This is a genomic window from Sulfuricystis multivorans, assembly GCF_003966565.1.
GTDB lineage: Bacteria > Pseudomonadota > Gammaproteobacteria > Burkholderiales > Rhodocyclaceae > Sulfuricystis > Sulfuricystis multivorans.
In genome coordinates this window covers 169812-188800 of sequence record NZ_AP018718.1, presented here as the reverse complement: position 1 = coordinate 188800, position 18989 = coordinate 169812, and the positions used below count along the sequence as shown (strand labels likewise).

Below are 18989 nucleotides of genomic sequence, written 5' to 3'. Positions count from 1 at the left end.
CGGGCTGATTCGCCATGAGCATTCGATACGGTCTTGAAGGGAAAACGCATGAAACTCGATCTCAGCTCATTCGAAAAGGCATTGTCCGCGCTCGATCGCGCCTTGCAACGCGCCTCGAGCGCTCCCGCCGACGAAGAGCTGCGCGATGCCTGCATCCAGCGCTTCGAATTCACCTTCGAGCTTGCCTGGAAAAGCCTCAAGCGCAGGCTGGAAATGGATCTGCCCAATGCGCAGGAGGTCGATGCGATGAGCTATCGCACGCTGATTCGCTCTGGCGCGGAACATGGGCTCATCGACGCGAGCGAGGTGCCGGCATGGTTCGTCTATCGCGACAAGCGCAATCTCACCTCCCACACCTACGATGCCGCCCGGGCCGCGGAAGTGGCCGCAATCCTGCCCGCCTTTGCCGACCATGCGCGCGCGCTGCTTGCGCGGTTGAAGCAACGGGAGGCCCAGGATGCTTGATCTCGATGACAACGCGCTCGCCATCGTGCGCCGCATTCTCGCCGACCATCTACCCGGCCGCGAAGTGCGGATATTCGGTTCACGTGCCCGCGGTCGAGCCAAGCCATATTCCGACCTCGATCTGATGATCATGGGCGAACCCGTCGATGACCACACCCGCGCGGCGCTGGCGTTGGATTTCGAAGAAAGCGATCTGCCATTCCGGGTCGATCTGCTCTACTGGTCGGATGCGCCTGCCAGCCTGCGCCAAGCCATCCAATGCGAAGGACAGAAGCTCGCAATTTGAGATAGAAAGGGGAACCTATGTTCGAAAAGCATGCCGCCATCTTTCTCTACGCCATCTCCCCCGTGCACATGGGCGCGGGCCAGGCGATCGGCGTCATCGACAACCCGATCCAGCGCGAGCGCCATACCCATCACCCCTGCTTTGCCGGCTCCGGCATCAAGGGCGCGGTGCGGCACGGCTTCAAAGCCTTGGGCGGTGATTCGGCGCTCCTCGATCGGCTGTTTGGACCAGAGTCCAGCAGCAACAGCCTGCACGCCGGCGCGGTGAGCTTTGGCGACGCCCAGCTCGTCGCCTTACCGGTGCGTGCTCTCAAGGGGGCCTACGTCTATGCCACCTGTCCCACCGCCATCGAGCGGGCGCGTCGGCTGCTCGCCTTGATCGGTGTCGATGTGAACTGGCCGGCCTTGCCCGTGGTCGAGGAAGGCCAGTGCCTCATCGCCAACCCGGCCTTGCTCTCCGGCGACAAGCTGCATCTGGAAGCGTTCGAATACACCGCGAAAGTGTCGCAAGATTTGCCCAAGCTCTCGGAAGACGTCGCCGCCAAGGTGCTGCCCGCAGGTGAGGCCTACCGCTACTTCGCCGACAAGCTCAAGACCGACCTCGTCGTGCTGTCCGATACCGACTTTGCCTACTTCGCCGAGCATGCGACCCTCGTCGAACCGCACGTGCGCATTGATGACGCAACCGGCACCGCCGACGATGGCGGGCTTTTCTACACCGAGAACCTGCCGCCCGAGTCGCTGCTCATCGCCCCGCTGATGGCGAGCCAGACGCGTGCCGGTAAGGATGAGCTTCCCGCCGAGGCGGTCATGGCGCACATCAAGAACGTCATCGACGGCAGGCTCCTGCAGATCGGCGGCGATGCCACGACTGGGCGGGGATTGGTCGTGGCGAAAGTTCTGGAGGGTAAGTGATGCCACAGACACTCGAACAACAACGCGCCCAGCACGCCTGGGACAAGGCCGGAGATGGGATCGCGCGCCATGGCAGGGATTACGTCAACGACGCCAAGGGCTTGCCAGCGCTCATCATGAACTCGGGGCTGATGCAGGTCATGGCCTTCCTGCACGACAAGGGCGGGCGGCACGAGACCCTTGCCCAGCACTTGCGCGACTGGCTTCATCAGCAGTGCGGCACGCCCAGCGACTTTGAAGGCTTCATGCAGCATCTGATGCAGGCCGATGCCCGCCGCTTTCAAATGATTACCAGCGAAGCCTTCGCCTGGCTCAAGTGGTTGAGGCAAATGGCCAGCGCGCGCATAGGAGGTTGACAATGCCCATTGCCGCCGCACCCCAATACCTTGGAAGTGACTTCAAAACCGCATCGCCTGGGATGCGGTTTGGGATGTATTTGCCGATTTGGACCTCCCGCCCAGATCAGGAGGCGGAAGTGAAAAAACGCGCTTCGGCAAAGAGTCGAGAAGGCGAATACATTGCCCAGTTGCTCCAGCAGCAGGGCATGGAGGCGACGATCCAGGCCCTGCGTCAGCACAGCCGTCGAGCGCTTCCAGGCTTGTGGGAAAAGAACGATTTTGCTGCCCGTCAAGCGTGGAAAGAAATCGCCTGGCTCAATGATCACGATCAGGATGGCATGCGCGCACTGGTTACCCGCCAACGCGCCGCCTTTACCGCCCGCGCCGGTCAGGAAATGGGCTTGGCCATCTGCGCCACCGCCACTGCCCCCTTCACCACCGGCCTTGGCAACGAGCACCCGCTCGAGAACGGCTTCGCCTTCCTGTGGCCCTATGGCCTGCCCTATCTGCCCGGCAGCGGCGTGAAGGGCGTGGTGCGCCGCGCGGCCGAGGAGCTGGCCAGCGGCATGTGGGGCGACAAGAAAGGTTGGAACAAAGACGCGGCGTACCCGCTCATGCGGTGCAAATCGAACGGTGAGCTCGAAGAGGTCAAGGACGATCGGGGAAACCCGATTCTGCTTTCCGTGCTCGAAGTCCTCTTTGGGCGCGAACCACCGCCGGGAGATTCAAACGCCGTGCGCGGTGCGCTTGCCTTCTGGGACGTGATTCCCGAGATCGCGGGCAATGCGCTCATGGTCGAGATCATGACCCCGCACCAGTCGCACTACTATCAGGAGAAAAGGGAGCGCAAGAGCGGCGACAGCGTCTCGCCCCACGACAGTGGCCAGCCCAATCCCATCGCCTTCCTCACCGTGCCGCCCGGCTCGACATTCTGCTTCCATGTCGTCTGCGACGTAGCCCATCTGGCGCGGCTGACGAGAAACAAACTCGACGGTGCGCCCGATCTGCTCGTCGAAGGCAACTCGCACTGGACGACGCTGCTTGCCGCCGCCTTCGAGCATGCCTTCCAATGGCTCGGCTTTGGCGCCAAGACGGCGGTGGGCTATGGCGCGATGGAAAGCGCGCCCATGCGGGCAGCGCGGCTTGACGAACGAAAACGACAAGCCGAAGAAGAGCGCGCCCTGCGCGAGCAGGAAGCTGCCGTGGCCTGGCCCGGCGCAAGACTCAAGTTCAACCGCGCCAACAAGGCTCTCACTGCCGAGAAAGACGGCAAAACGGCGATCGCCCTCGCCCCTAGGGGTGAAGAACTTCTCTCTTCTTTGCCTGCGGAGATCCGCGAGAAAGTGGAAACCAATCAGTTCGTCAAAGTCATGGCTCATGTTGCAGGACAGACACTCGTGCGGGTGGAGGCGCCATGACCTCTTTCTCGTCATCCAACATCCCTTGGGTGATCAGGACAGATCCACGCGCCCGTGTCCTTCGCTAACTTTTCCTGGTTCTGAATTTCACTGGAGCAACGCATGGCCACGCTCATTTCTTTCCTCGGCAAAAGCCAGCTCGACAGCAAGACCGGCTATCGCACCGCCCGCTACCGCATGCCCGATGGCAGCGAGCACGAAACGGCCTACTTCGGACTGGCCTTGGCGGATCATCTCGGCGCCGAGCGCGTCATCGTGCTCGGCACGGCATCGAGCATGTGGGACATGCTCGTGGAAAACGTCGCCGGCGACGATGCTGCCGAGGAGCTGCGCCTGGAATTGTTCGACGCCGTGCGTGCCGGCACGGTCACCCAGGGCCTGCTCGATGCCTTGTCACCTGCGATGACGGCGAGCCTCGGCCGCCCCGTGCAAGGTCTGCTCATCCCGTCTTGCGTCACGTTTGCCGAGCAGGAAGAAGTACTCACGCGCCTTGCCGACCATCTGGGGCGGCAAGAGCAGGTCGCCCTCGATCTCACCCACGGCTTTCGCCATCTGGCCATGCTGGGCTTTGCCGCCGCCCGCTATCTTGCCCATGAGCGCGAGGTGAAAGTGGCCGGCCTCTACTATGGCGCGCTCGACATGACCCAGGGCGGCATCACGCCCGTGGTCACTCTCGATGGCCTGGCGCATCTGCAAGAATGGGCCGAGGCTTTTGAAGCCTATGAGGCGAGCGGCGATTTTTCCCGTTTCGCGCCGCTTCTCATCCGCGACGATTTTCCGCAGCAAGCAGCAGAGGCACTCACCCGCGCCTGGCACTTTCTGGTGCTCACCAATGTCAAGGACGCCGCGAAGAGCCTGAGTTCCGCGCTCAAGGCGCTCGAAGCGCCGCTCGCGGGCGCCTCCTGGCTGTTTCGCGCGCGCCTGCAAAAGGCGCTGCGCTGGTGCCACGCCAAGACACTTTCGGAGAAATTTCGTCTGCTGGCCTTGCAAAGCCTCGAGCGCGGCGATGTGCTGCGCGCCAGCATTTTCGGTCTGGAAAGCTTTCTTGCCCGCGAGGTGGAGGCAGAAGGCGCCAACCCCCTGGACTTCAACGCGCGAAAGGCCGCCGATGAGCGCTTTCAGGGCGAGGCACGGGAAGGCGGGCATGCCGACTGGAAGCGCAATGCCTACTGGCTGCTCAAGAACGTGCGCAATGCCTGCGCCCACGGAACGCCGCCCAGCCACGAACCGCACGCCAAGCTGATGCGCAATCCCGAACGTCTCCGGCGCGAATTGGAAGCAACCTTGAGCCGATTGACCAACACGCCATGATCGTAGCCGACATCGCCCTTCCCCTCGCCCGCTACCGTCTCGAATTCGAAGTCACCCGGCCGCTGCATTTGCCCGCCTATGCCGGTTCCACGCTGCGCGGGGCCTGGGGCGGGGCGCTGCGCGCCGCGTCGTGCATGACGCGCAAGCCTGTCTGCGAAGGCTGTCCGCTCATCCACACCTGTCCCTATGCGGCGATCTTCGAGACTCGTCCGCCGCAGCATCACGCGCCATCGCTGCAGGATTTTTCCCAGGTGCCGCGTCCCTACGTGATCGAGCCGCCGGAAATGGGCGAGCGCCTTTATCAGCCCGGCGAGCGTCTGGCCTTTCACATCGTTCTAGCGGGGCGCGCGCTTGCGCAGCTGCCGCTCGTCCTCTGGGCCCACGTCAAGGCCTTCCGGCGCGGCGTCGGAAAAGGCGATGGCACGGCGGAGCTGATGCGAGTCGTGCATGAGGGGATGAGCGAGCAGGTCATCCTCGAGGGCCCGGGGGATGCCATCGCGCCCCATGACACCACGCCGCCAGCCGCGGCGGCCATGAACCAGGCGGCGCGGTTGCATTTCCACACACCGCTGAGGTTGCAGACCAACGGCCGCCGCGCCACCGTCGAGGAACACACGGCGCGCAAGCTCCTCATGGCCTTGGTGCGCCGTGTGGCCTTGCTGTGCGAGTTTCATGGTGACGGACCGCTTGCGCTCGACTTTCCGGCGCTCGCCAAGCATGCCGAGACGATCGAGAGCGAAACGCAGCTAGACTTTCAGGATTGGACGCGCTACTCCTCGCGCCAGCAGAAAAAGATGAGCCTGGGCGGCGTCGTGGGCGAGTGGTTCCTCACCGGTGATCTTGCGCCCTTCGCGCCGTTTCTCCACCTTGGCCAGTGGCTCCATGTCGGCAAGGAAGCCACCTTCGGGCTGGGCGGCTATCGCCTTGACGCCTGACCAGCGGTGATATCCTGCAAGCTTGCGACCCCGGCAGCACGTCGTTTTTCTGGGCACACTGCGGCAATGGCAATCGTGCCATCTTTTCTTTGACAGGAGAACGACATGAACAAAGCTGCCGCCACACTCACCGCCGCGATTTTTGCCACCAGCCAGATGGCCGGCTGCGCGACCGCCGCCAAGGACATCGCCGCGCAATCCGTCTCGCCCCTGCAATACCAGCAGTACGACTGCGGACAGATCAGCGCAGAGATGCAGCGCGTGCACACCCGCGCCACCCAGCTCGCCGGTCGGCTCGACGAAGCCGCCGCCAACGACAAGGCCATCACGGGCGTGGGCGTCATTCTCTTCTGGCCGGCCCTCTTCGCCCTGGGCGGCACCAAGGATCAGGAAGCCGAATACGCCCGCCTCAAAGGCGAATACGACGCCCTGCAGCAGGTGGCCATCCAGAAGAAGTGCACAGGCATCACAGCCGAACTCCCCGCCCAAACGGACAAGGCGAGCTGACGACCCCCAACCATTTCCCAGCATGACATGGCACCGGAACAGCCCCACACCTACCCAAGGCGCATCCTGCTGGCGGTCAGCGGCCTGACCCCGCAGATCATCACCGAGACCCTTTATGCGCTTATTGCCCAGCCCACGCCCTTCGTGCCCACCGAGGTGCGCCTCATCACCACTCGCGAGGGCGCGGCGCGGGCGCGGCTGGCGCTGCTCTCGGACGATCCCGGCTGGTTCAGGCGGCTGTGCCGGGATTTCCGCGTGTCCGCCATTACCTTCGATGAAAACCACATCGAGACCTTCTCGGATGGAGAAGGCCGGCCACTGGACGACATCCGCACCCCGGCGGACAACACGCATGCCGCGGATCGCATCACCGAAATCGTGCGCAGCCTCACCAGCGACCCGCAGGCCGCGTTGCACGTCTCCATTGCCGGCGGACGCAAGACGATGGGCTATTACCTGGGTTATGCCCTGTCGCTCTTCGGTCGCCCCCAGGACAGGCTCTCCCACGTGCTCGTGTCCGAACCCTTCGAATCGAGCTGGGAGTTTTTCTACCCCACGCCCTACGAGCGCATCATCCAGACACGCGACGGCAAGCTCGCCGACTGCCGCGAGGCCAAGGTGACGCTCGCCGAGATTCCCTTCGTGCGCCTGCGCGAGGGACTGCCTCCCCGGCTGCTCGACGGACAGGCCAGCATGAGCGAAGTCGTGGCCGCCGCGGAGCGCGCCCAACATCCGCCCCGGCTGGTGCTGGATCTGGCGACGCGCGCGGCCTGGGCGGACGAGATTGCCCTCAACCTTTCCGCCACCGAGTTCGCTCTCCTCCTATGGCTGGCGCGGCGCGCCCAGGCGGGCGAGCCCATGGTGGATTGGACCACGCCCGCGGCGTGTGATGAATTCCTGCGCGTGGCCAAAGAAGTATTCAACCCCATGAGCGGCGACTACGAGCGCATCGAAGAAGCCCTCGACTGGCGGCGCGATGCCGCCATCCGCCTCGGCGAATACTTCCAGCCGCACAAATCGCGCATCAACCGCGCCTTCGAAGCCGCATTGGGCAAGACGGCCGCCCGCCGCTACCAGATTCCCCCGCGCGGCCCCAATGCCCTGCCGCTGGAAGCCGAACGCATCGACATTCGTTGAACCCAGATTGTCCATTGAGACCGGGCTGATTCGCCATGAACATCCGATACGATCATTTCATTGCCCTACGCTGCGGTTTACACGCTGCGGGCGGCATCTTTCCGCCCCCGCGTATCGCCAGACAGGGTTATTGGCTCGTCGCGGTGACGCAAACCTGCTCGCCCTCGCTTTTGATACCCGCTCGCGTTCCAATGGACAATCTGAGTTGAACCATGACCACCTACTTCGTCAGTCGTCACCCCGGCGCGCTCGACTGGGCGCGCGCCGCGCAAGTGGCATTCGATGTCCATGTGCCGCATCTCGACCCGGGCATGCTCCAAGCCGGCGACGTCGTGATCGGCTCCTTGCCGGTGCATCTGGCCGCGCAGGTGTGCGCGCGCGGCGCGCGCTACTTCAACCTCTCGCTCGATCTGCCCGCCCATCTGCGCGGTCAGGAGCTCGATGCGCAAACGCTCAAAGCGCTCGATGCGCGCCTCGAAGAATACGTCGTCGCCCCCACCGGAAAAACACTTCGCCCCTGATCGCCGCCGCCCGTGGCGCCCAGGTCGGCGCCACGCCGCGGCATGCCCGCCCGGCGCGAGCGCACCGACCGAGACCCTCCTCCGACAAGCTTGCCGTGCCGGCTCGCCAGCGCCGACGCTTGCACAATGGCGGCATGGACACACAGCGCCACCTCACCATCGTCGCCTACGACATCGCCGATGAACGGCGGCTTCACCGCGTATGCCGCTATCTGACCGGCTACAAAGTCGCCGGCCAGAAATCGGTATTCGAAATCTGGGTCACGCCGGCACAACTGGCCGCGATCCGCGCCGAACTCGAAGCGATGATCGACCTCGACGCAGACCGCGTGCATTTCCTCGGCCTCGACCCGCGCATGAAGCCGCGGCTCTTCGGCCGCGCCAAGCACTTCACCGACGGATTCTTCGCCATCGTCTGATCATGAGCAGCCTGTTCGTCGACCGCCGCGGCGCTCATCTCGAGCTCGAATCCGGCGCCATCGTCTTCCGCGAAAACGGCGAGCGCATCGGCACCGTGCCGATCGCCCCCTTGACGCGCGTCTTTTTGCGCGGGGAGGTGACACTCTCGGCGAGCCTGTTGGGCAAGCTCGGCGAGCAAGGCGTCGGCGTGGTCATTCTCTCCGGTCGCCGTGGCAAGCCCAGCCTGCTTCTCGCTCGCCCGCACAATGACGCCGCCCGGCGCGTCGCGCAGATCGAAAAAAGCCTCGATGCCAGCTTTTGCCTGACATACGCGCGCGCCCTGATCGAGCGCAAGATCGACCACCAGATCGAATGGTTCGATGAACTGCGCAGCCGCGACATGCAGGCGCGCTACGAGCTCACGCACGCGATGCAGCTCATCGCCGGACACAAGCAGCGGCTGCCAAGCGCCGACAGCCTCGCCCGGCTGCGCGGCATCGAAGGTTCGGCCGCCGCCTGCTATTTCGACGGGCTCAAAGCCGTGGTGCCGGAATCGTGGCAATTCAAAAGCCGCAACCGCCGACCGCCGAAAGACCCCTTCAACGCGCTGCTTTCGCTCACCTACACGCTCGCCCATGCGGAACTCGCCATCGCGCTCTATGGCGCTGGCTTCGATCCTTACGTCGGCTTTTATCACGCCCTCGATTTCGGCCGCGAATCGCTCGCCGCCGACCTGCTCGAAGCCTTGCGCCCCCTGTGCGACCGATTTTGCCTGCGGCTCGTCAAAAAGCAAACGCTCTCGCCGCGGGACGACTTTTCCACCACGGAAAATGGCTGCCTGCTCGGCAAGGCCGGACGAGCGCGTTATTACGCGGCCTATGAGGAATACAGCGAAGTGCTGCGCGCCGGCATCCAGGCTGAAGTCGAAACCCTGGCCGAGCGCGTTGGCCATGCGCTCGAAGCGCCAGTCAGCGCCGGCCAAGCGCACAGCGGAGACGGCGAATGAGCGAATTCGTGATCTGCTACGACATCGCCGATCCGCGGCGTCTTGCGCGCGTGTTCCGCCATCTCAAGAAGCACGCCATGCCTTTGCAATACTCGGTATTTCTCTTCAGCGGAGACGAGCGGCAGCTGAACCGCATCATGGACGAGCTTGCGCGGCTGATCGATGACGGCGAAGACGACCTGCGCGCCTATCCCCTGCCTGCCCGCGGCTTCAAGGCGCGGCTGGGCAAGGCCACCTTGCCGGAAGGCATCCAGTGGAGCAATCTTCCACCGGCGTGGTAAAGTAATGAGCCATGAAGCACCCGCTGGAAGACATCTCGCCAAGCTTGCGTCGCCGTCCAGACCGTCTGCTGCAACACATTGATTGGCAAGATGTTTTGATAGGCTGACAGTAGGAAACATGCCCTGATTTCAAAGGGATTAAGACACTACGAATAGTCCGACCCTACAACAGCCGACAGGTAGGAAACATGCCCTGATTTCAAAGGGATTAAGACGCTTTAGAACTTAACAAATTCACCTTGGGCATCAGGGTAGGAAACATGCCCTGATTTCAAAGGGATTAAGACAAGATTTGCGGAACGTAAATGCCATGAGCACCATCGTAGGAAACATGCCCTGATTTCAAAGGGATTAAGACGATTGAAGGCAATCTGGAATTCACGCATTTTTTCTTGTAGGAAACATGCCCTGATTTCAAAGGGATTAAGACGGCACCAACCCGCTCGCGCTGTTGCGCACGAGCGGAGTAGGAAACATGCCCTGATTTCAAAGGGATTAAGACTTCCAACAGCGCGTCAACGTTAGCGGTAGCGGTAAGTAGGAAACATGCCCTGATTTCAAAGGGATTAAGACGCTCTTCCAAGATCCAGTTCATCACGAACCCCTTTGTAGGAAACATGCCCTGATTTCAAAGGGATTAAGACACACGGATAGCGTATTCATTTATTGCCATGATCAGTGTAGGAAACATGCCCTGATTTCAAAGGGATTAAGACGGCACGTCGGCCATTGCTTCGATGAACGTGTAGAGTAGGAAACATGCCCTGATTTCAAAGGGATTAAGACTTTGGGCGCCTCTTCTTTCGCTTTCCTGCCCGCACGTAGGAAACATGCCCTGATTTCAAAGGGATTAAGACCTGGGCCTTTTTTGAGTATTTCCCTAATCTCGTTGTAGGAAACATGCCCTGATTTCAAAGGGATTAAGACATAAAGGTAGATCACTCTACCTTCAGAAGTGCGGGTAGGAAACATGCCCTGATTTCAAAGGGATTAAGACTTAAGACGCCGCTGCGGCAAGGATGACGACTTCCAAAGCGGTAGGAAACATGCCCTGATTTCAAAGGGATTAAGACAGCCATGAATTCATGACCTTTATCGCGCGTGACCAGTAGGAAACATGCCCTGATTTCAAAGGGATTAAGACCTTCCTTCTTCTTCGCCCTTGCCATCAAGGCAAGGTAGGAAACATGCCCTGATTTCAAAGGGATTAAGACAGGGCAGCTACGGCGCGCCCTTGGTAGGGATGGGGTAGGAAACATGCCCTGATTTCAAAGGGATTAAGACCAACGCGAGAGCTTCGGATTCTGGCATGAGTAAAAGTAGGAAACATGCCCTGATTTCAAAGGGATTAAGACTGCCGGCGCTATATCGGTGTTGAGGCGGTGGAGGAAGTAGGAAACATGCCCTGATTTCAAAGGGATTAAGACCACGCCTTATCGCGCGCGTCGTCACTAGTGGCCGGGTAGGAAACATGCCCTGATTTCAAAGGGATTAAGACGCATGATTTTACTCATGCCAGAAACCCACGCCGCGTAGGAAACATGCCCTGATTTCAAAGGGATTAAGACATATAAGCCGGTGCCATTTCCGAAATCCAGTCGTGTAGGAAACATGCCCTGATTTCAAAGGGATTAAGACGTGCCGTTCTTTCCAATCCTCACTTATGAGTAGGAAACATGCCCTGATTTCAAAGGGATTAAGACTTGAACTTGTGTGATGCTTTCATTTTCCTCTCCTTGTAGGAAACATGCCCTGATTTCAAAGGGATTAAGACTCGGCCGAAACCGAAACCAACCAACCGTTCATGGGTAGGAAACATGCCCTGATTTCAAAGGGATTAAGACACCAGAACCCCGGCAAGTGCGCGCGCGAACTTCTGTAGGAAACATGCCCTGATTTCAAAGGGATTAAGACGGTTTGTGCAGGCATGGTTGCGCTCCTCGTGAGTAGGAAACATGCCCTGATTTCAAAGGGATTAAGACCATTTCGCCAACCACTGCATTCCTGCAATCGGTAGGAAACATGCCCTGATTTCAAAGGGATTAAGACCGAGGCATACCACGACGAGGTCGTGCTTGTGGCTAGGTAGGAAACATGCCCTGATTTCAAAGGGATTAAGACCTTTTTTAAGAGTGACCTCATCGCATGCAGAAATGTAGGAAACATGCCCTGATTTCAAAGGGATTAAGACTAGTGGAACCACGCATTTCTGCTACCGATGCCGCGTAGGAAACATGCCCTGATTTCAAAGGGATTAAGACGCTCGGACGGGGATACTACTGGTGCTTGGTTCATGGGTAGGAAACATGCCCTGATTTCAAAGGGATTAAGACGACGCGAACGATTCCGTTTTTTGTCCTCTTGTGTGTAGGAAACATGCCCTGATTTCAAAGGGATTAAGACAACTCATGTCATTCGGATAGCCTTGAAAAGGAGACGTAGGAAACATGCCCTGATTTCAAAGGGATTAAGACCAGTAATGACGCCAGGGCGCGCGCGAACTTCTCGGTAGGAAACATGCCCTGATTTCAAAGGGATTAAGACACCTTCCTAAGGGTCGCCTCATCGCAAGACGAAAGTAGGAAACATGCCCTGATTTCAAAGGGATTAAGACTCGCGCGCGGCAAAAGTCTTGTTCTCGGCTTGCGTAGGAAACATGCCCTGATTTCAAAGGGATTAAGACAAGGGGGATACCGCCAAAAGCGGTATCGAACGCTGTGTAGGAAACATGCCCTGATTTCAAAGGGATTAAGACGCGTGGTATCTGGAAAGTCTCGGCGTCTACAGACGGTAGGAAACATGCCCTGATTTCAAAGGGATTAAGACACGTGAAGGTCGAACTACTCGACCTTCAGAAGTGGTAGGAAACATGCCCTGATTTCAAAGGGATTAAGACTTCAAAATCGAAGCGACTTTTCGTAAAGTCGCTGTAGGAAACATGCCCTGATTTCAAAGGGATTAAGACGCCTTAAAGGCATCCCTAATATCACAATATCTACTGTAGGAAACATGCCCTGATTTCAAAGGGATTAAGACTTGTCTCCTAGCATCGATGTAAAGATCAGCATCTGCAGTAGGAAACATGCCCTGATTTCAAAGGGATTAAGACATCTGGAAAGTCTCGGCTTGCACCGAGACTAACGTAGGAAACATGCCCTGATTTCAAAGGGATTAAGACCTTGCTCGTAAGCCGAGAACAAACCAACTACTTGTAGGAAACATGCCCTGATTTCAAAGGGATTAAGACCAGTTAAGGGCATCCATCTGGGCATGCGTAAGTTCGTAGGAAACATGCCCTGATTTCAAAGGGATTAAGACATACGCTTGTTTAAAAGCGTCCCGCACCTCGCAGTAGGAAACATGCCCTGATTTCAAAGGGATTAAGACGAGGGCGGCAACGGCCACTTGATCACCAGCGGCGTAGGAAACATGCCCTGATTTCAAAGGGATTAAGACAAGCTCGATACCGCCAAAAGCGATATCGAAATCTTGTAGGAAACATGCCCTGATTTCAAAGGGATTAAGACTGGAACGCCAGCCGGTAGCCCGAACCAGATGCCCAGTAGGAAACATGCCCTGATTTCAAAGGGATTAAGACCGAAGAAACCCCTCGTTTCCACAACCCCTTGTGGTAGGAAACATGCCCTGATTTCAAAGGGATTAAGACGCGCGAGTGGCCAACTCTTTAGGTGCGGCGCTTTTCGTAGGAAACATGCCCTGATTTCAAAGGGATTAAGACGGGCATCGTTCAATCCGCGGCGGCCGAGGATTAGAGTAGGAAACATGCCCTGATTTCAAAGGGATTAAGACACCAGCCGTTCATCACCTTAATAGCTCGGCTCCAGTAGGAAACATGCCCTGATTTCAAAGGGATTAAGACCCAAAAGCGGTATCAAAATCGTCTTGAGACACAGGTAGGAAACATGCCCTGATTTCAAAGGGATTAAGACAAAGTCTTGTTCTCGGCCTGCTCGTAAGCCGAGAGTAGGAAACATGCCCTGATTTCAAAGGGATTAAGACACTACTCGACCTTCAAAATCGAAGCGACTTTTGTAGGAAACATGCCCTGATTTCAAAGGGATTAAGACCTTGGGTTTCGGCCGTTTTCTCCTCTTCGTTCTTGGTAGGAAACATGCCCTGATTTTAAAGGGATTAAGACGACAACGACGATCGGAGACGCCGCAAGAATTCGGTAGGAAACATGCCCTGATTTCAAAGGGATTTGGCAAGGAGCTGCCACTTACTCCCATTTCGAGCCGATCGAGTCTTTTGATCTCAATGGTGTGCTAGGCTAGGCGCAACACCTTCCATCGAGGAGCAGCACCGATGAGCACCGCAACCGATCTCTCCTGGGACGACATCAAGCAGATGATCGCCCAACTTGCCGAGCAGTCGAAAGAGACCGACCAACTGATCCGCGAGCTGCGCGAATCGAACAAGGAAACCGACCGCCAGATTCGCGAGCTCAAGCGCCAGCTGGGGCATTTGGGCAACCGGCTGGGTGAGTTCGTCCAGGACATGGTGCAGCCGGCGGTGGTGGGGCTGTTTCAGGCACAAGGCATCCCGGTGCATCAGGTGCTGCCCAATGTGCGCGCCTATGACGATGCGCGCCGCTGCATCCTGGAGGTTGATCTCCTGGTGATCAATGGCGAGCACGCGATTGCCGTGGAGTGCAAAAGCCGCCTCTCCACCGATGATGTCGATGAGCACTTGGCGCGGTTAGCGATCCTCAAGTCAGCGATGCCGCAGTATGCCGACAAAATCCTTCACGGCGCGGTGGCGGCAATGAGCTGCTCGGAGTCGGTAGCGCGCTATGCCGAAGCGCAGGGGTTGTATGTGCTGGTGCAGGCCGACGACGACGTGGTGCTGCAAAACGCTCCAGGCTTTATGCCGCGCGCGTGGTAGATTCGACCCAGAGTCCGTTAGGGAAACGCTGAATAAGTTGCTGCGCGGGCGCATCGCCGCGTTGCGCGGTGTTGGCTTCGGCCGCTTCGCTTGACCTCGGCAAAGCCAAAGTGAGCCTTCGCCGCAACTTCGTTGTCGCTCCCTCGCCTAACTCCATGTTATGTGGTTCCGGCATGACTTGCGCTTCGCTCCTGTTGGCCTGCACCGAAACTTCGCCTTCGGCTCGTTTTCTCGGTCGCTGCGCTCACTGCTCCTTGCGCTGCATCCCGCTCGCGGCCTTCTTCAGCGTTTCCTTGGAGCGGGCGAAGGCTTTATGATGCTTCGGAATCACGTTCATAGGCTCATCCAGGCGGCTGTCGATGAAAATCCAGGGCCTGGCCGTCTCGACACATGCCCTGATCACGAAGGGATTGGAAGCTACTGGCATGGCGGAATTCCGCCGAACGTCGTCTGAACGCAATGAGCGAGTGGAACCTCAATACTCCTTTCATCGAGAATGTCCTGAACCCGATATCCATCGTGCTCGGTCTGATCGCGCTGGTGCCGATCTTCTGGACTTGGTATGACCTGATCTTCGGGCGCCGGCGTCGCCAGGCGCGCTGGCTCGACCGGGCACGCAATGCCAAGGGGCGGATCACCGCGGTGTTGATCGTCGATCTGATTCCCGGCAGAGATATCCGCGCCGCCGTCGAGCGTTTCCTGAATCAACCTGATGGCCCAGGCAGCGTGCCCTCCGAGCAAATCGTGAGGGTTTTCCGCGAGCGGGAAATCAAGGCCGAGGAGATGCCTGCGCTCGCGCACGAAATACAGGACAAAGTCGGCGAAATCATTGCCATGGGAGCAGATGAGTTACTGGTCTTTCTCGCCTGCCCAGTGGTCGTAGGCGCAATGGTCGGCGCCGAGCTCGGCAATCTTTCCTGCCGTATCAAGATGTTCCAGAACGATCGGGGCAACGGTGGCACTTATGTGAATTTCGGTCCGCTGCGCCATCCGCGTTTCTGAGACAGGCTGGCTCTAGCGCCAGGGCGGCTGCGCCAGGTGTCCAGCCAGGTTGCCCTGCAGGTTTCCGAGCCGGCTGCGATCGATGATGCCCACTCCCAGCTGACGGCCGCGCTCGCAGACCATCTCGCTTACCTTTTGTGTGGTGACGAACAGGGCGCCGGAACGCATCCCTCCCAGGCGCCGGCGCAGCGTGGCCAGCTTGAACAACGCCACCATTGCCCCCGCCCCTTTGCCGACATGACCGGTCTTGCATTCGATCAGCCACAGGGCATTGTCGCGCAGCACGGCAACATCGATTTCGTTGGCGGAGCCAATGTTGCCAACGCTTTCCCGGACGCGGAACGAGCGCGCGCAATCGGTGATTTTTCCGTCCCGCCGCGCAAGCTCGGCAATTTCTCCAAATACGAGCCGTTCGAGCCATCCGCCGCCGCCGGGCGAGGCTTTCATGTCTTTGCCAAGGTGCTCGCGCAGGCGCTGGCGCAATTCCTGCATCTCCCGATCGTGCGGCGGCGTGCGGTTCGGCGGCAGCGAGACATCGAGGCTCAACCCGTTGGCCAAAAAGAGCGTTTCGAGCGGAAAACGATCGGCCAGGGGTTGGGGCGCCCCGAATGGACGCCACCAGACGAGCGTATCGTTTCGGATATCGACGTAGAAAGTCCGGTCGCTCACGCGGTCGAAGGCTTCCCAGGCAGCGATTGCCATCGGCTTGGTGCCGCCCGTGAGATTGAGCAGCACGCCATGAGGCAGGGCCTGCCGCAACCGGGCGAAGTCTTCACGCAATCGATCGAGCGCAAAGCCGTCGCGTAGCTCGACGAGGTGGTTGACGATGCCGTGGCGATCGAGGGCGTGAGCCAGAAACTGGCCGTGGGCGATGCGTTCTGGCGCCGCGACGAGCACGGCGGGCATAGCCGCGAATGCGGGATCGAGCATCACGGCGAGATTGGGTACCGGCTGGTCGGAGACGAGGCAGACCAATGCCGGCGACGCGTAGCCAAACTCGGGCAGGATGATTTCGTTCGTCATGACGGGCAAGGCAAAGCTCCTGGCTGGATGTCGTGCGCGCAGCAGGATAAAACGCTGCTATGCCGTTTCGCCCTGCTGCGCGGATAAAATCGGCATTACATTACAACCACTGCACAAGGAGAACGACATGGGCAAAGGTGATCGCCGCTCCCTGCGCGGCAAGCTCTTTCGCGGCAGCTATGGCAAGCGTCGCTCGCACGATACCAACCGGCCGCAGCGCGAGCTGCAGCCGCCCCCAGCCACCGGCGGCGCGACCAAGACTCCGTCGGATGCCTGACCCCTCCGCGACGAGGGCCGCGCGGTTCTTGATTCGCGCGCGCTCTCGCCCTATTTTCTGATTGCCGACTTTTTCCTCGTTCAAGGAGACCATCATGGCCGATGCACAATTGATCCAGGAAAAACTGAAGCTCGATCGAGAGTTCGCCGAATACACCCGCGAGCATGGCTTCGATTACGCGCAGTATTGCGCGCCGCCGGCGGGCAGCTGGTATGAAAGCTATCGCCAGCGCGTCAAGGCGATCGAAGACAAGATGCTGACCAAGCTGGAGTATTGGAAACCCAAGGATTGAGCCCGGCCCACCGGCCAGGCAGGTGGGTGCCGTCCCGGCAGCGCCGATTCTTCGTGACAAATCGGCGCCCGGCGGGACGTTCCTGATTCCGGCAGCGCCGGTTTCAGTGTAGGCTTTCGCCCCAGGCGGCTCGATACCTCGCGGCGATCTCGGCGCGCGTCGGTTTGTGGTTCTGGCCGCCGCGGTGGGCGATCTTGATCGCGCCCATCAGGCTGGCGAGCCGTCCGGTTTTTTCCCAGTTCCAGCCGCGCTGGATGCCATAGAGCAGCCCGGCGCGATAGGCATCGCCGCAGCCGGTCGGATCGAGCACCGCTTCGGGCACGACGGCGGGTATGTCGATCGTCTGGCCAGCGGCGTAGATGCGCGAGCCATTGCCGCCCAGCGTGACGACGAGCGCCCTGACCTCGCGCGCCAGCGCTTCGAGCGGACGGCCGGTGCGCTCGCAAAGCAGCTTCGCTTCGTAGTCATTGACGCAGCAGTAGTCGGCCAGGCTCAAGAATTCCATCAGCTCGTCGCCAGCGAACATTGGCAGTCCTTGGCCGGGATCGAAGACGAAGGGGATGCCCAGCGCATGGAATTCGCGTGCATGGCGGAGCATGCCTTCGCGTCCGTCCGGGGCGACGATGCCCAGGTTGACGCCTTTGGCGTCGCCGACCCGGTTTTCGTGCGAGTGGTTCATCGCGCCGGGGTGGAAGGCGGTGATCTGGTTGTCGTCCAGATCGGTGGTGATGAAGGCCTGCGCAGTGAAGGTGCCCGGCACGCGGCGCACGTGGGTGGCATCGAGGCCGAGCATCTTCAGGCGTGCAAGGTAAGGTTCGCAATCGTCGCCGACTGCCGCCATGATCAAGGGACGGCCTTCCAACAGGCGCAAGTTGTAGGCGATGTTGCCGGCGCAGCCGCCATATTCGCGCCGCATGTCGGGAACGAGAAAGGCGACGTTGAGGATGTGAATCTGCTCAGGCAGGATGTGATGCTTGAAACGGTCGTTGAACACCATGATGGTGTCGTAAGCGAGCGAGCCGCAGATGAGCGTGTGCATGATGTGGGGCGGATCAGGGATAGAACAGGTAGAGACGATAGCCGGCCGCGGCGACGTCGTGAGCGGTAAGCCGCAGATCGATGTCGATTTCGCCCTGGGCGGCAAAGCCGGCGGCGATGTCGCGACCTGCGGGCAGATAATCGACCGGCGTGAACACCTTGCGCACCAGCGCGGCATCCTGAGTGTCGGTGAGCGTGAGCTCGAGATGCGGGTAATCCTGCGCGAAGGTCGCGCTGTTCTTCAACTTCGCAGTGAGCCGCAACACCTTGCCTTCCTCCCCTTCGGGGACGAGGTCGGAATCGACGATGCCGACGAGATCGGGCCGGATCGGCCGCGACAGGGTGCAGCCGAGGCTCTCGCAAGTTGAGACGATGAGCGGTCGCAGTTCGGGTGAGACCACTGCCAGATCGTTGCGGAAGAAATAAGCGAGCTGGCCAACGAACAGCAGGAATAGGATGATGCTGCCGATCGCCCACGGCCAGCGGCGTGGCAGGCGCGGCGCGGCAGGCCCTTCGGTTGATTCTTCCTCAACCGAAACCGGTTCGGCGGGAGCGCCCGTCTCGGTCTCCCGCGGCTCTGTCGCCTCAGCCGACTCAGGCTCACGCTCGGGCTCAGGTTCGGGTTCGGGTTCGGGTTCGGGTTCGGGTTCGGGCTCGGGCTCGGGCTCGGGCTCGGGTTCGGGTTCGGGTTCGGGTTCGGGCTTGGGCTCGGGTGGAGGCAGGGAACTTTCGTTGGCCGCGAGAGCGGCCGAATGAGGCAGCGTCAGGGTCGGCGTTTCGGGCACGACCGGGATGATTTCATCGCTCAGGCTCTCCAGCGCGTCGAAGACTTGCCGGCAGACCCCGCAGCGCACCTTGCCCTGGCGGAGCTTGAGTTGCTCGGCGGTGACGCGGAACTGCGTCTGGCAATGCGGGCAGTGGGTCAGCATGCAAG

The 18989-nt window shown here is 59.9% G+C and carries 20 protein-coding genes and 1 CRISPR repeat array; of the genes, 17 read left to right on the top strand and 3 right to left on the bottom strand.

Features of this window, described 5'->3' with window-relative positions; genetic code table 11:
- The first annotated feature begins 48 nt into the window (after window positions 1–48).
- The 15 genes from EL335_RS00905 to EL335_RS00835 all read left to right on the top strand — a co-directional run bounded on the left by EL335_RS00905 (window position 49) and on the right by EL335_RS00835 (window position 15425).
- A complete protein-coding gene (locus tag EL335_RS00905; protein ID WP_126443811.1) occupies window positions 49–465 on the top strand; it encodes a nucleotidyltransferase substrate binding protein in 417 nt (138 codons plus the stop codon).
- Window positions 458–751 carry a nucleotidyltransferase family protein gene (locus EL335_RS00900; protein WP_126443810.1) on the top strand — a complete coding sequence of 98 codons (294 nt, stop codon included), beginning with the start codon at window positions 458–460 and terminating at the stop codon, window positions 749–751. Before EL335_RS00905 ends, EL335_RS00900 begins: the two co-directional genes overlap by 8 nt.
- Window positions 752–768: 17 nt before the next feature.
- Window positions 769–1665, top strand: coding sequence for a type III-B CRISPR module RAMP protein Cmr4 (gene cmr4 / locus EL335_RS00895; RefSeq protein WP_126443809.1), 897 nt, complete (start codon window positions 769–771; stop codon window positions 1663–1665).
- Window positions 1665–2021 (top strand): type III-B CRISPR module-associated protein Cmr5, encoded by a 357-nt coding sequence (cmr5, locus tag EL335_RS00890; protein ID WP_126443808.1) that lies wholly within the window; start codon window positions 1665–1667, stop codon window positions 2019–2021. The genes cmr4 and cmr5 overlap by 1 nt, the downstream gene beginning before the upstream one ends.
- A 119-nt stretch (window positions 2022–2140) precedes the next feature.
- Window positions 2141–3421: a type III-B CRISPR module RAMP protein Cmr6 gene (cmr6, locus tag EL335_RS00885; protein WP_172599984.1), complete on the top strand. Its 1281-nt coding sequence runs from the start codon at window positions 2141–2143 to the stop codon at window positions 3419–3421.
- A gap of 102 nt (window positions 3422–3523) precedes the next feature.
- Window positions 3524–4732 (top strand): TIGR02221 family CRISPR-associated protein, encoded by a 1209-nt coding sequence (gene csx2 / locus EL335_RS00880; protein WP_126443806.1) that lies wholly within the window; start codon window positions 3524–3526, stop codon window positions 4730–4732.
- Window positions 4729–5667, top strand: coding sequence for a CRISPR system precrRNA processing endoribonuclease RAMP protein Cas6 (cas6, locus tag EL335_RS00875; RefSeq protein WP_126443805.1), 939 nt, complete (start codon window positions 4729–4731; stop codon window positions 5665–5667). The genes csx2 and cas6 overlap by 4 nt, the downstream gene beginning before the upstream one ends.
- Before the next feature lie 105 nt (window positions 5668–5772).
- Window positions 5773–6174, top strand: coding sequence for a hypothetical protein (locus tag EL335_RS00870; RefSeq protein WP_172599983.1), 402 nt, complete (start codon window positions 5773–5775; stop codon window positions 6172–6174).
- Window positions 6175–6201: 27 nt separating this feature from the next.
- On the top strand, window positions 6202–7311 hold the full coding sequence (gene csm6, locus EL335_RS00865) for a CRISPR-associated ring nuclease Csm6 (protein WP_126443804.1): 1110 nt from the start codon (window positions 6202–6204) through the stop codon (window positions 7309–7311).
- A 212-nt stretch (window positions 7312–7523) separates the two neighbouring features.
- Entirely contained in the window at window positions 7524–7832 is a 309-nt protein-coding gene (gene csx16, locus EL335_RS00860; protein ID WP_126443803.1) for a CRISPR-associated protein Csx16, read from the top strand.
- 134 nt (window positions 7833–7966) lie between these two features.
- Window positions 7967–8251, top strand: coding sequence for a CRISPR-associated endonuclease Cas2 (gene cas2, locus EL335_RS00855; protein ID WP_126443802.1), 285 nt, complete (start codon window positions 7967–7969; stop codon window positions 8249–8251).
- Window positions 8252–8253: 2 nt separating this feature from the next.
- A complete protein-coding gene (cas1, locus tag EL335_RS00850) occupies window positions 8254–9237 on the top strand; it encodes a CRISPR-associated endonuclease Cas1 (RefSeq protein WP_126443801.1) in 984 nt (327 codons plus the stop codon).
- On the top strand, window positions 9234–9518 hold the full coding sequence (gene cas2 / locus EL335_RS00845) for a CRISPR-associated endonuclease Cas2 (protein WP_126443800.1): 285 nt from the start codon (window positions 9234–9236) through the stop codon (window positions 9516–9518). The genes cas1 and cas2 (EL335_RS00845) overlap by 4 nt, the downstream gene beginning before the upstream one ends.
- A 109-nt stretch (window positions 9519–9627) precedes the next feature.
- Window positions 9628–13746: direct repeats of the CRISPR family, unit length 36 nt; unit sequence GTAGGAAACATGCCCTGATTTCAAAGGGATTAAGAC.
- A 98-nt stretch (window positions 13747–13844) separates the two neighbouring features.
- Window positions 13845–14423, top strand: a complete 579-nt coding sequence (locus EL335_RS00840) for a DUF3782 domain-containing protein (protein WP_126443799.1) — start codon at window positions 13845–13847, stop codon at window positions 14421–14423.
- Window positions 14424–14882: 459 nt separating this feature from the next.
- Window positions 14883–15425, top strand: a complete 543-nt coding sequence (locus EL335_RS00835; RefSeq protein ID WP_126443798.1) for a hypothetical protein — start codon at window positions 14883–14885, stop codon at window positions 15423–15425.
- A 12-nt stretch (window positions 15426–15437) separates the two neighbouring features.
- On the opposite strand, the gene EL335_RS00830 is transcribed toward EL335_RS00835, so the two are convergent.
- Entirely contained in the window at window positions 15438–16448 is a 1011-nt protein-coding gene (locus EL335_RS00830; RefSeq protein ID WP_126443797.1) for a Card1-like endonuclease domain-containing protein, read from the bottom strand.
- A 127-nt stretch (window positions 16449–16575) separates the two neighbouring features.
- Between EL335_RS00830 and EL335_RS00825 the strand changes: the two genes are divergently transcribed.
- Both EL335_RS00825 and EL335_RS00820 read left to right on the top strand, forming a co-directional pair.
- Window positions 16576–16725, top strand: a complete 150-nt coding sequence (locus EL335_RS00825) for a 30S ribosomal protein THX (RefSeq protein WP_126443796.1) — start codon at window positions 16576–16578, stop codon at window positions 16723–16725.
- A 94-nt stretch (window positions 16726–16819) separates the two neighbouring features.
- The gene (locus tag EL335_RS00820) at window positions 16820–17017 is read left to right on the top strand and encodes a hypothetical protein (protein WP_126443795.1); all 198 of its coding nucleotides are present in this window, start codon (window positions 16820–16822) and stop codon (window positions 17015–17017) included.
- 103 nt (window positions 17018–17120) lie between these two features.
- Here EL335_RS00820 and EL335_RS00815 read toward each other — a convergent pair whose 3' ends face one another.
- Both EL335_RS00815 and EL335_RS00810 read right to left on the bottom strand, forming a co-directional pair.
- Complete coding sequence (locus tag EL335_RS00815; protein ID WP_126443794.1) at window positions 17121–18056, bottom strand: carbohydrate kinase family protein; 936 nt, start codon at window positions 18054–18056, stop codon at window positions 17121–17123.
- 13 nt (window positions 18057–18069) lie between these two features.
- Window positions 18070–18984 carry a DUF3426 domain-containing protein gene (locus EL335_RS00810; protein WP_126443793.1) on the bottom strand — a complete coding sequence of 305 codons (915 nt, stop codon included), beginning with the start codon at window positions 18982–18984 and terminating at the stop codon, window positions 18070–18072.
- Window positions 18985–18989 lie beyond the last annotated feature (5 nt).

What these genes read in the sequence shown, in the direction of transcription:
- cmr5 (WP_126443808.1), top strand. Translation starts at nt 1,665, where the DNA reads ATGCCACAGACACTCGAACAACAACGCGCCCAGCACGCCTGGGACAAG.
- csm6 (WP_126443804.1), top strand. Translation starts at nt 6,202, where the DNA reads ATGGCACCGGAACAGCCCCACACCTACCCAAGGCGCATCCTGCTGGCG.
- EL335_RS00815 (WP_126443794.1), bottom strand. Translation starts at nt 18,056, where the DNA reads ATGCACACGCTCATCTGCGGCTCGCTCGCTTACGACACCATCATGGTG.
- EL335_RS00830 (WP_126443797.1), bottom strand. Translation starts at nt 16,448, where the DNA reads ATGACGAACGAAATCATCCTGCCCGAGTTTGGCTACGCGTCGCCGGCA.
- cmr4 (WP_126443809.1), top strand. Translation starts at nt 769, where the DNA reads ATGTTCGAAAAGCATGCCGCCATCTTTCTCTACGCCATCTCCCCCGTG.
- EL335_RS00905 (WP_126443811.1), top strand. Translation starts at nt 49, where the DNA reads ATGAAACTCGATCTCAGCTCATTCGAAAAGGCATTGTCCGCGCTCGAT.
- cas6 (WP_126443805.1), top strand. Translation starts at nt 4,729, where the DNA reads ATGATCGTAGCCGACATCGCCCTTCCCCTCGCCCGCTACCGTCTCGAA.
- EL335_RS00825 (WP_126443796.1), top strand. Translation starts at nt 16,576, where the DNA reads ATGGGCAAAGGTGATCGCCGCTCCCTGCGCGGCAAGCTCTTTCGCGGC.
- cas1 (WP_126443801.1), top strand. Translation starts at nt 8,254, where the DNA reads ATGAGCAGCCTGTTCGTCGACCGCCGCGGCGCTCATCTCGAGCTCGAA.
- EL335_RS00870 (WP_172599983.1), top strand. Translation starts at nt 5,773, where the DNA reads ATGAACAAAGCTGCCGCCACACTCACCGCCGCGATTTTTGCCACCAGC.
- EL335_RS00820 (WP_126443795.1), top strand. Translation starts at nt 16,820, where the DNA reads ATGGCCGATGCACAATTGATCCAGGAAAAACTGAAGCTCGATCGAGAG.
- csx16 (WP_126443803.1), top strand. Translation starts at nt 7,524, where the DNA reads ATGACCACCTACTTCGTCAGTCGTCACCCCGGCGCGCTCGACTGGGCG.
- cas2 (WP_126443802.1), top strand. Translation starts at nt 7,967, where the DNA reads ATGGACACACAGCGCCACCTCACCATCGTCGCCTACGACATCGCCGAT.
- EL335_RS00840 (WP_126443799.1), top strand. Translation starts at nt 13,845, where the DNA reads ATGAGCACCGCAACCGATCTCTCCTGGGACGACATCAAGCAGATGATC.
- csx2 (WP_126443806.1), top strand. Translation starts at nt 3,524, where the DNA reads ATGGCCACGCTCATTTCTTTCCTCGGCAAAAGCCAGCTCGACAGCAAG.
- cas2 (WP_126443800.1), top strand. Translation starts at nt 9,234, where the DNA reads ATGAGCGAATTCGTGATCTGCTACGACATCGCCGATCCGCGGCGTCTT.
- EL335_RS00900 (WP_126443810.1), top strand. Translation starts at nt 458, where the DNA reads ATGCTTGATCTCGATGACAACGCGCTCGCCATCGTGCGCCGCATTCTC.
- EL335_RS00835 (WP_126443798.1), top strand. Translation starts at nt 14,883, where the DNA reads ATGAGCGAGTGGAACCTCAATACTCCTTTCATCGAGAATGTCCTGAAC.
- EL335_RS00810 (WP_126443793.1), bottom strand. Translation starts at nt 18,984, where the DNA reads ATGCTGACCCACTGCCCGCATTGCCAGACGCAGTTCCGCGTCACCGCC.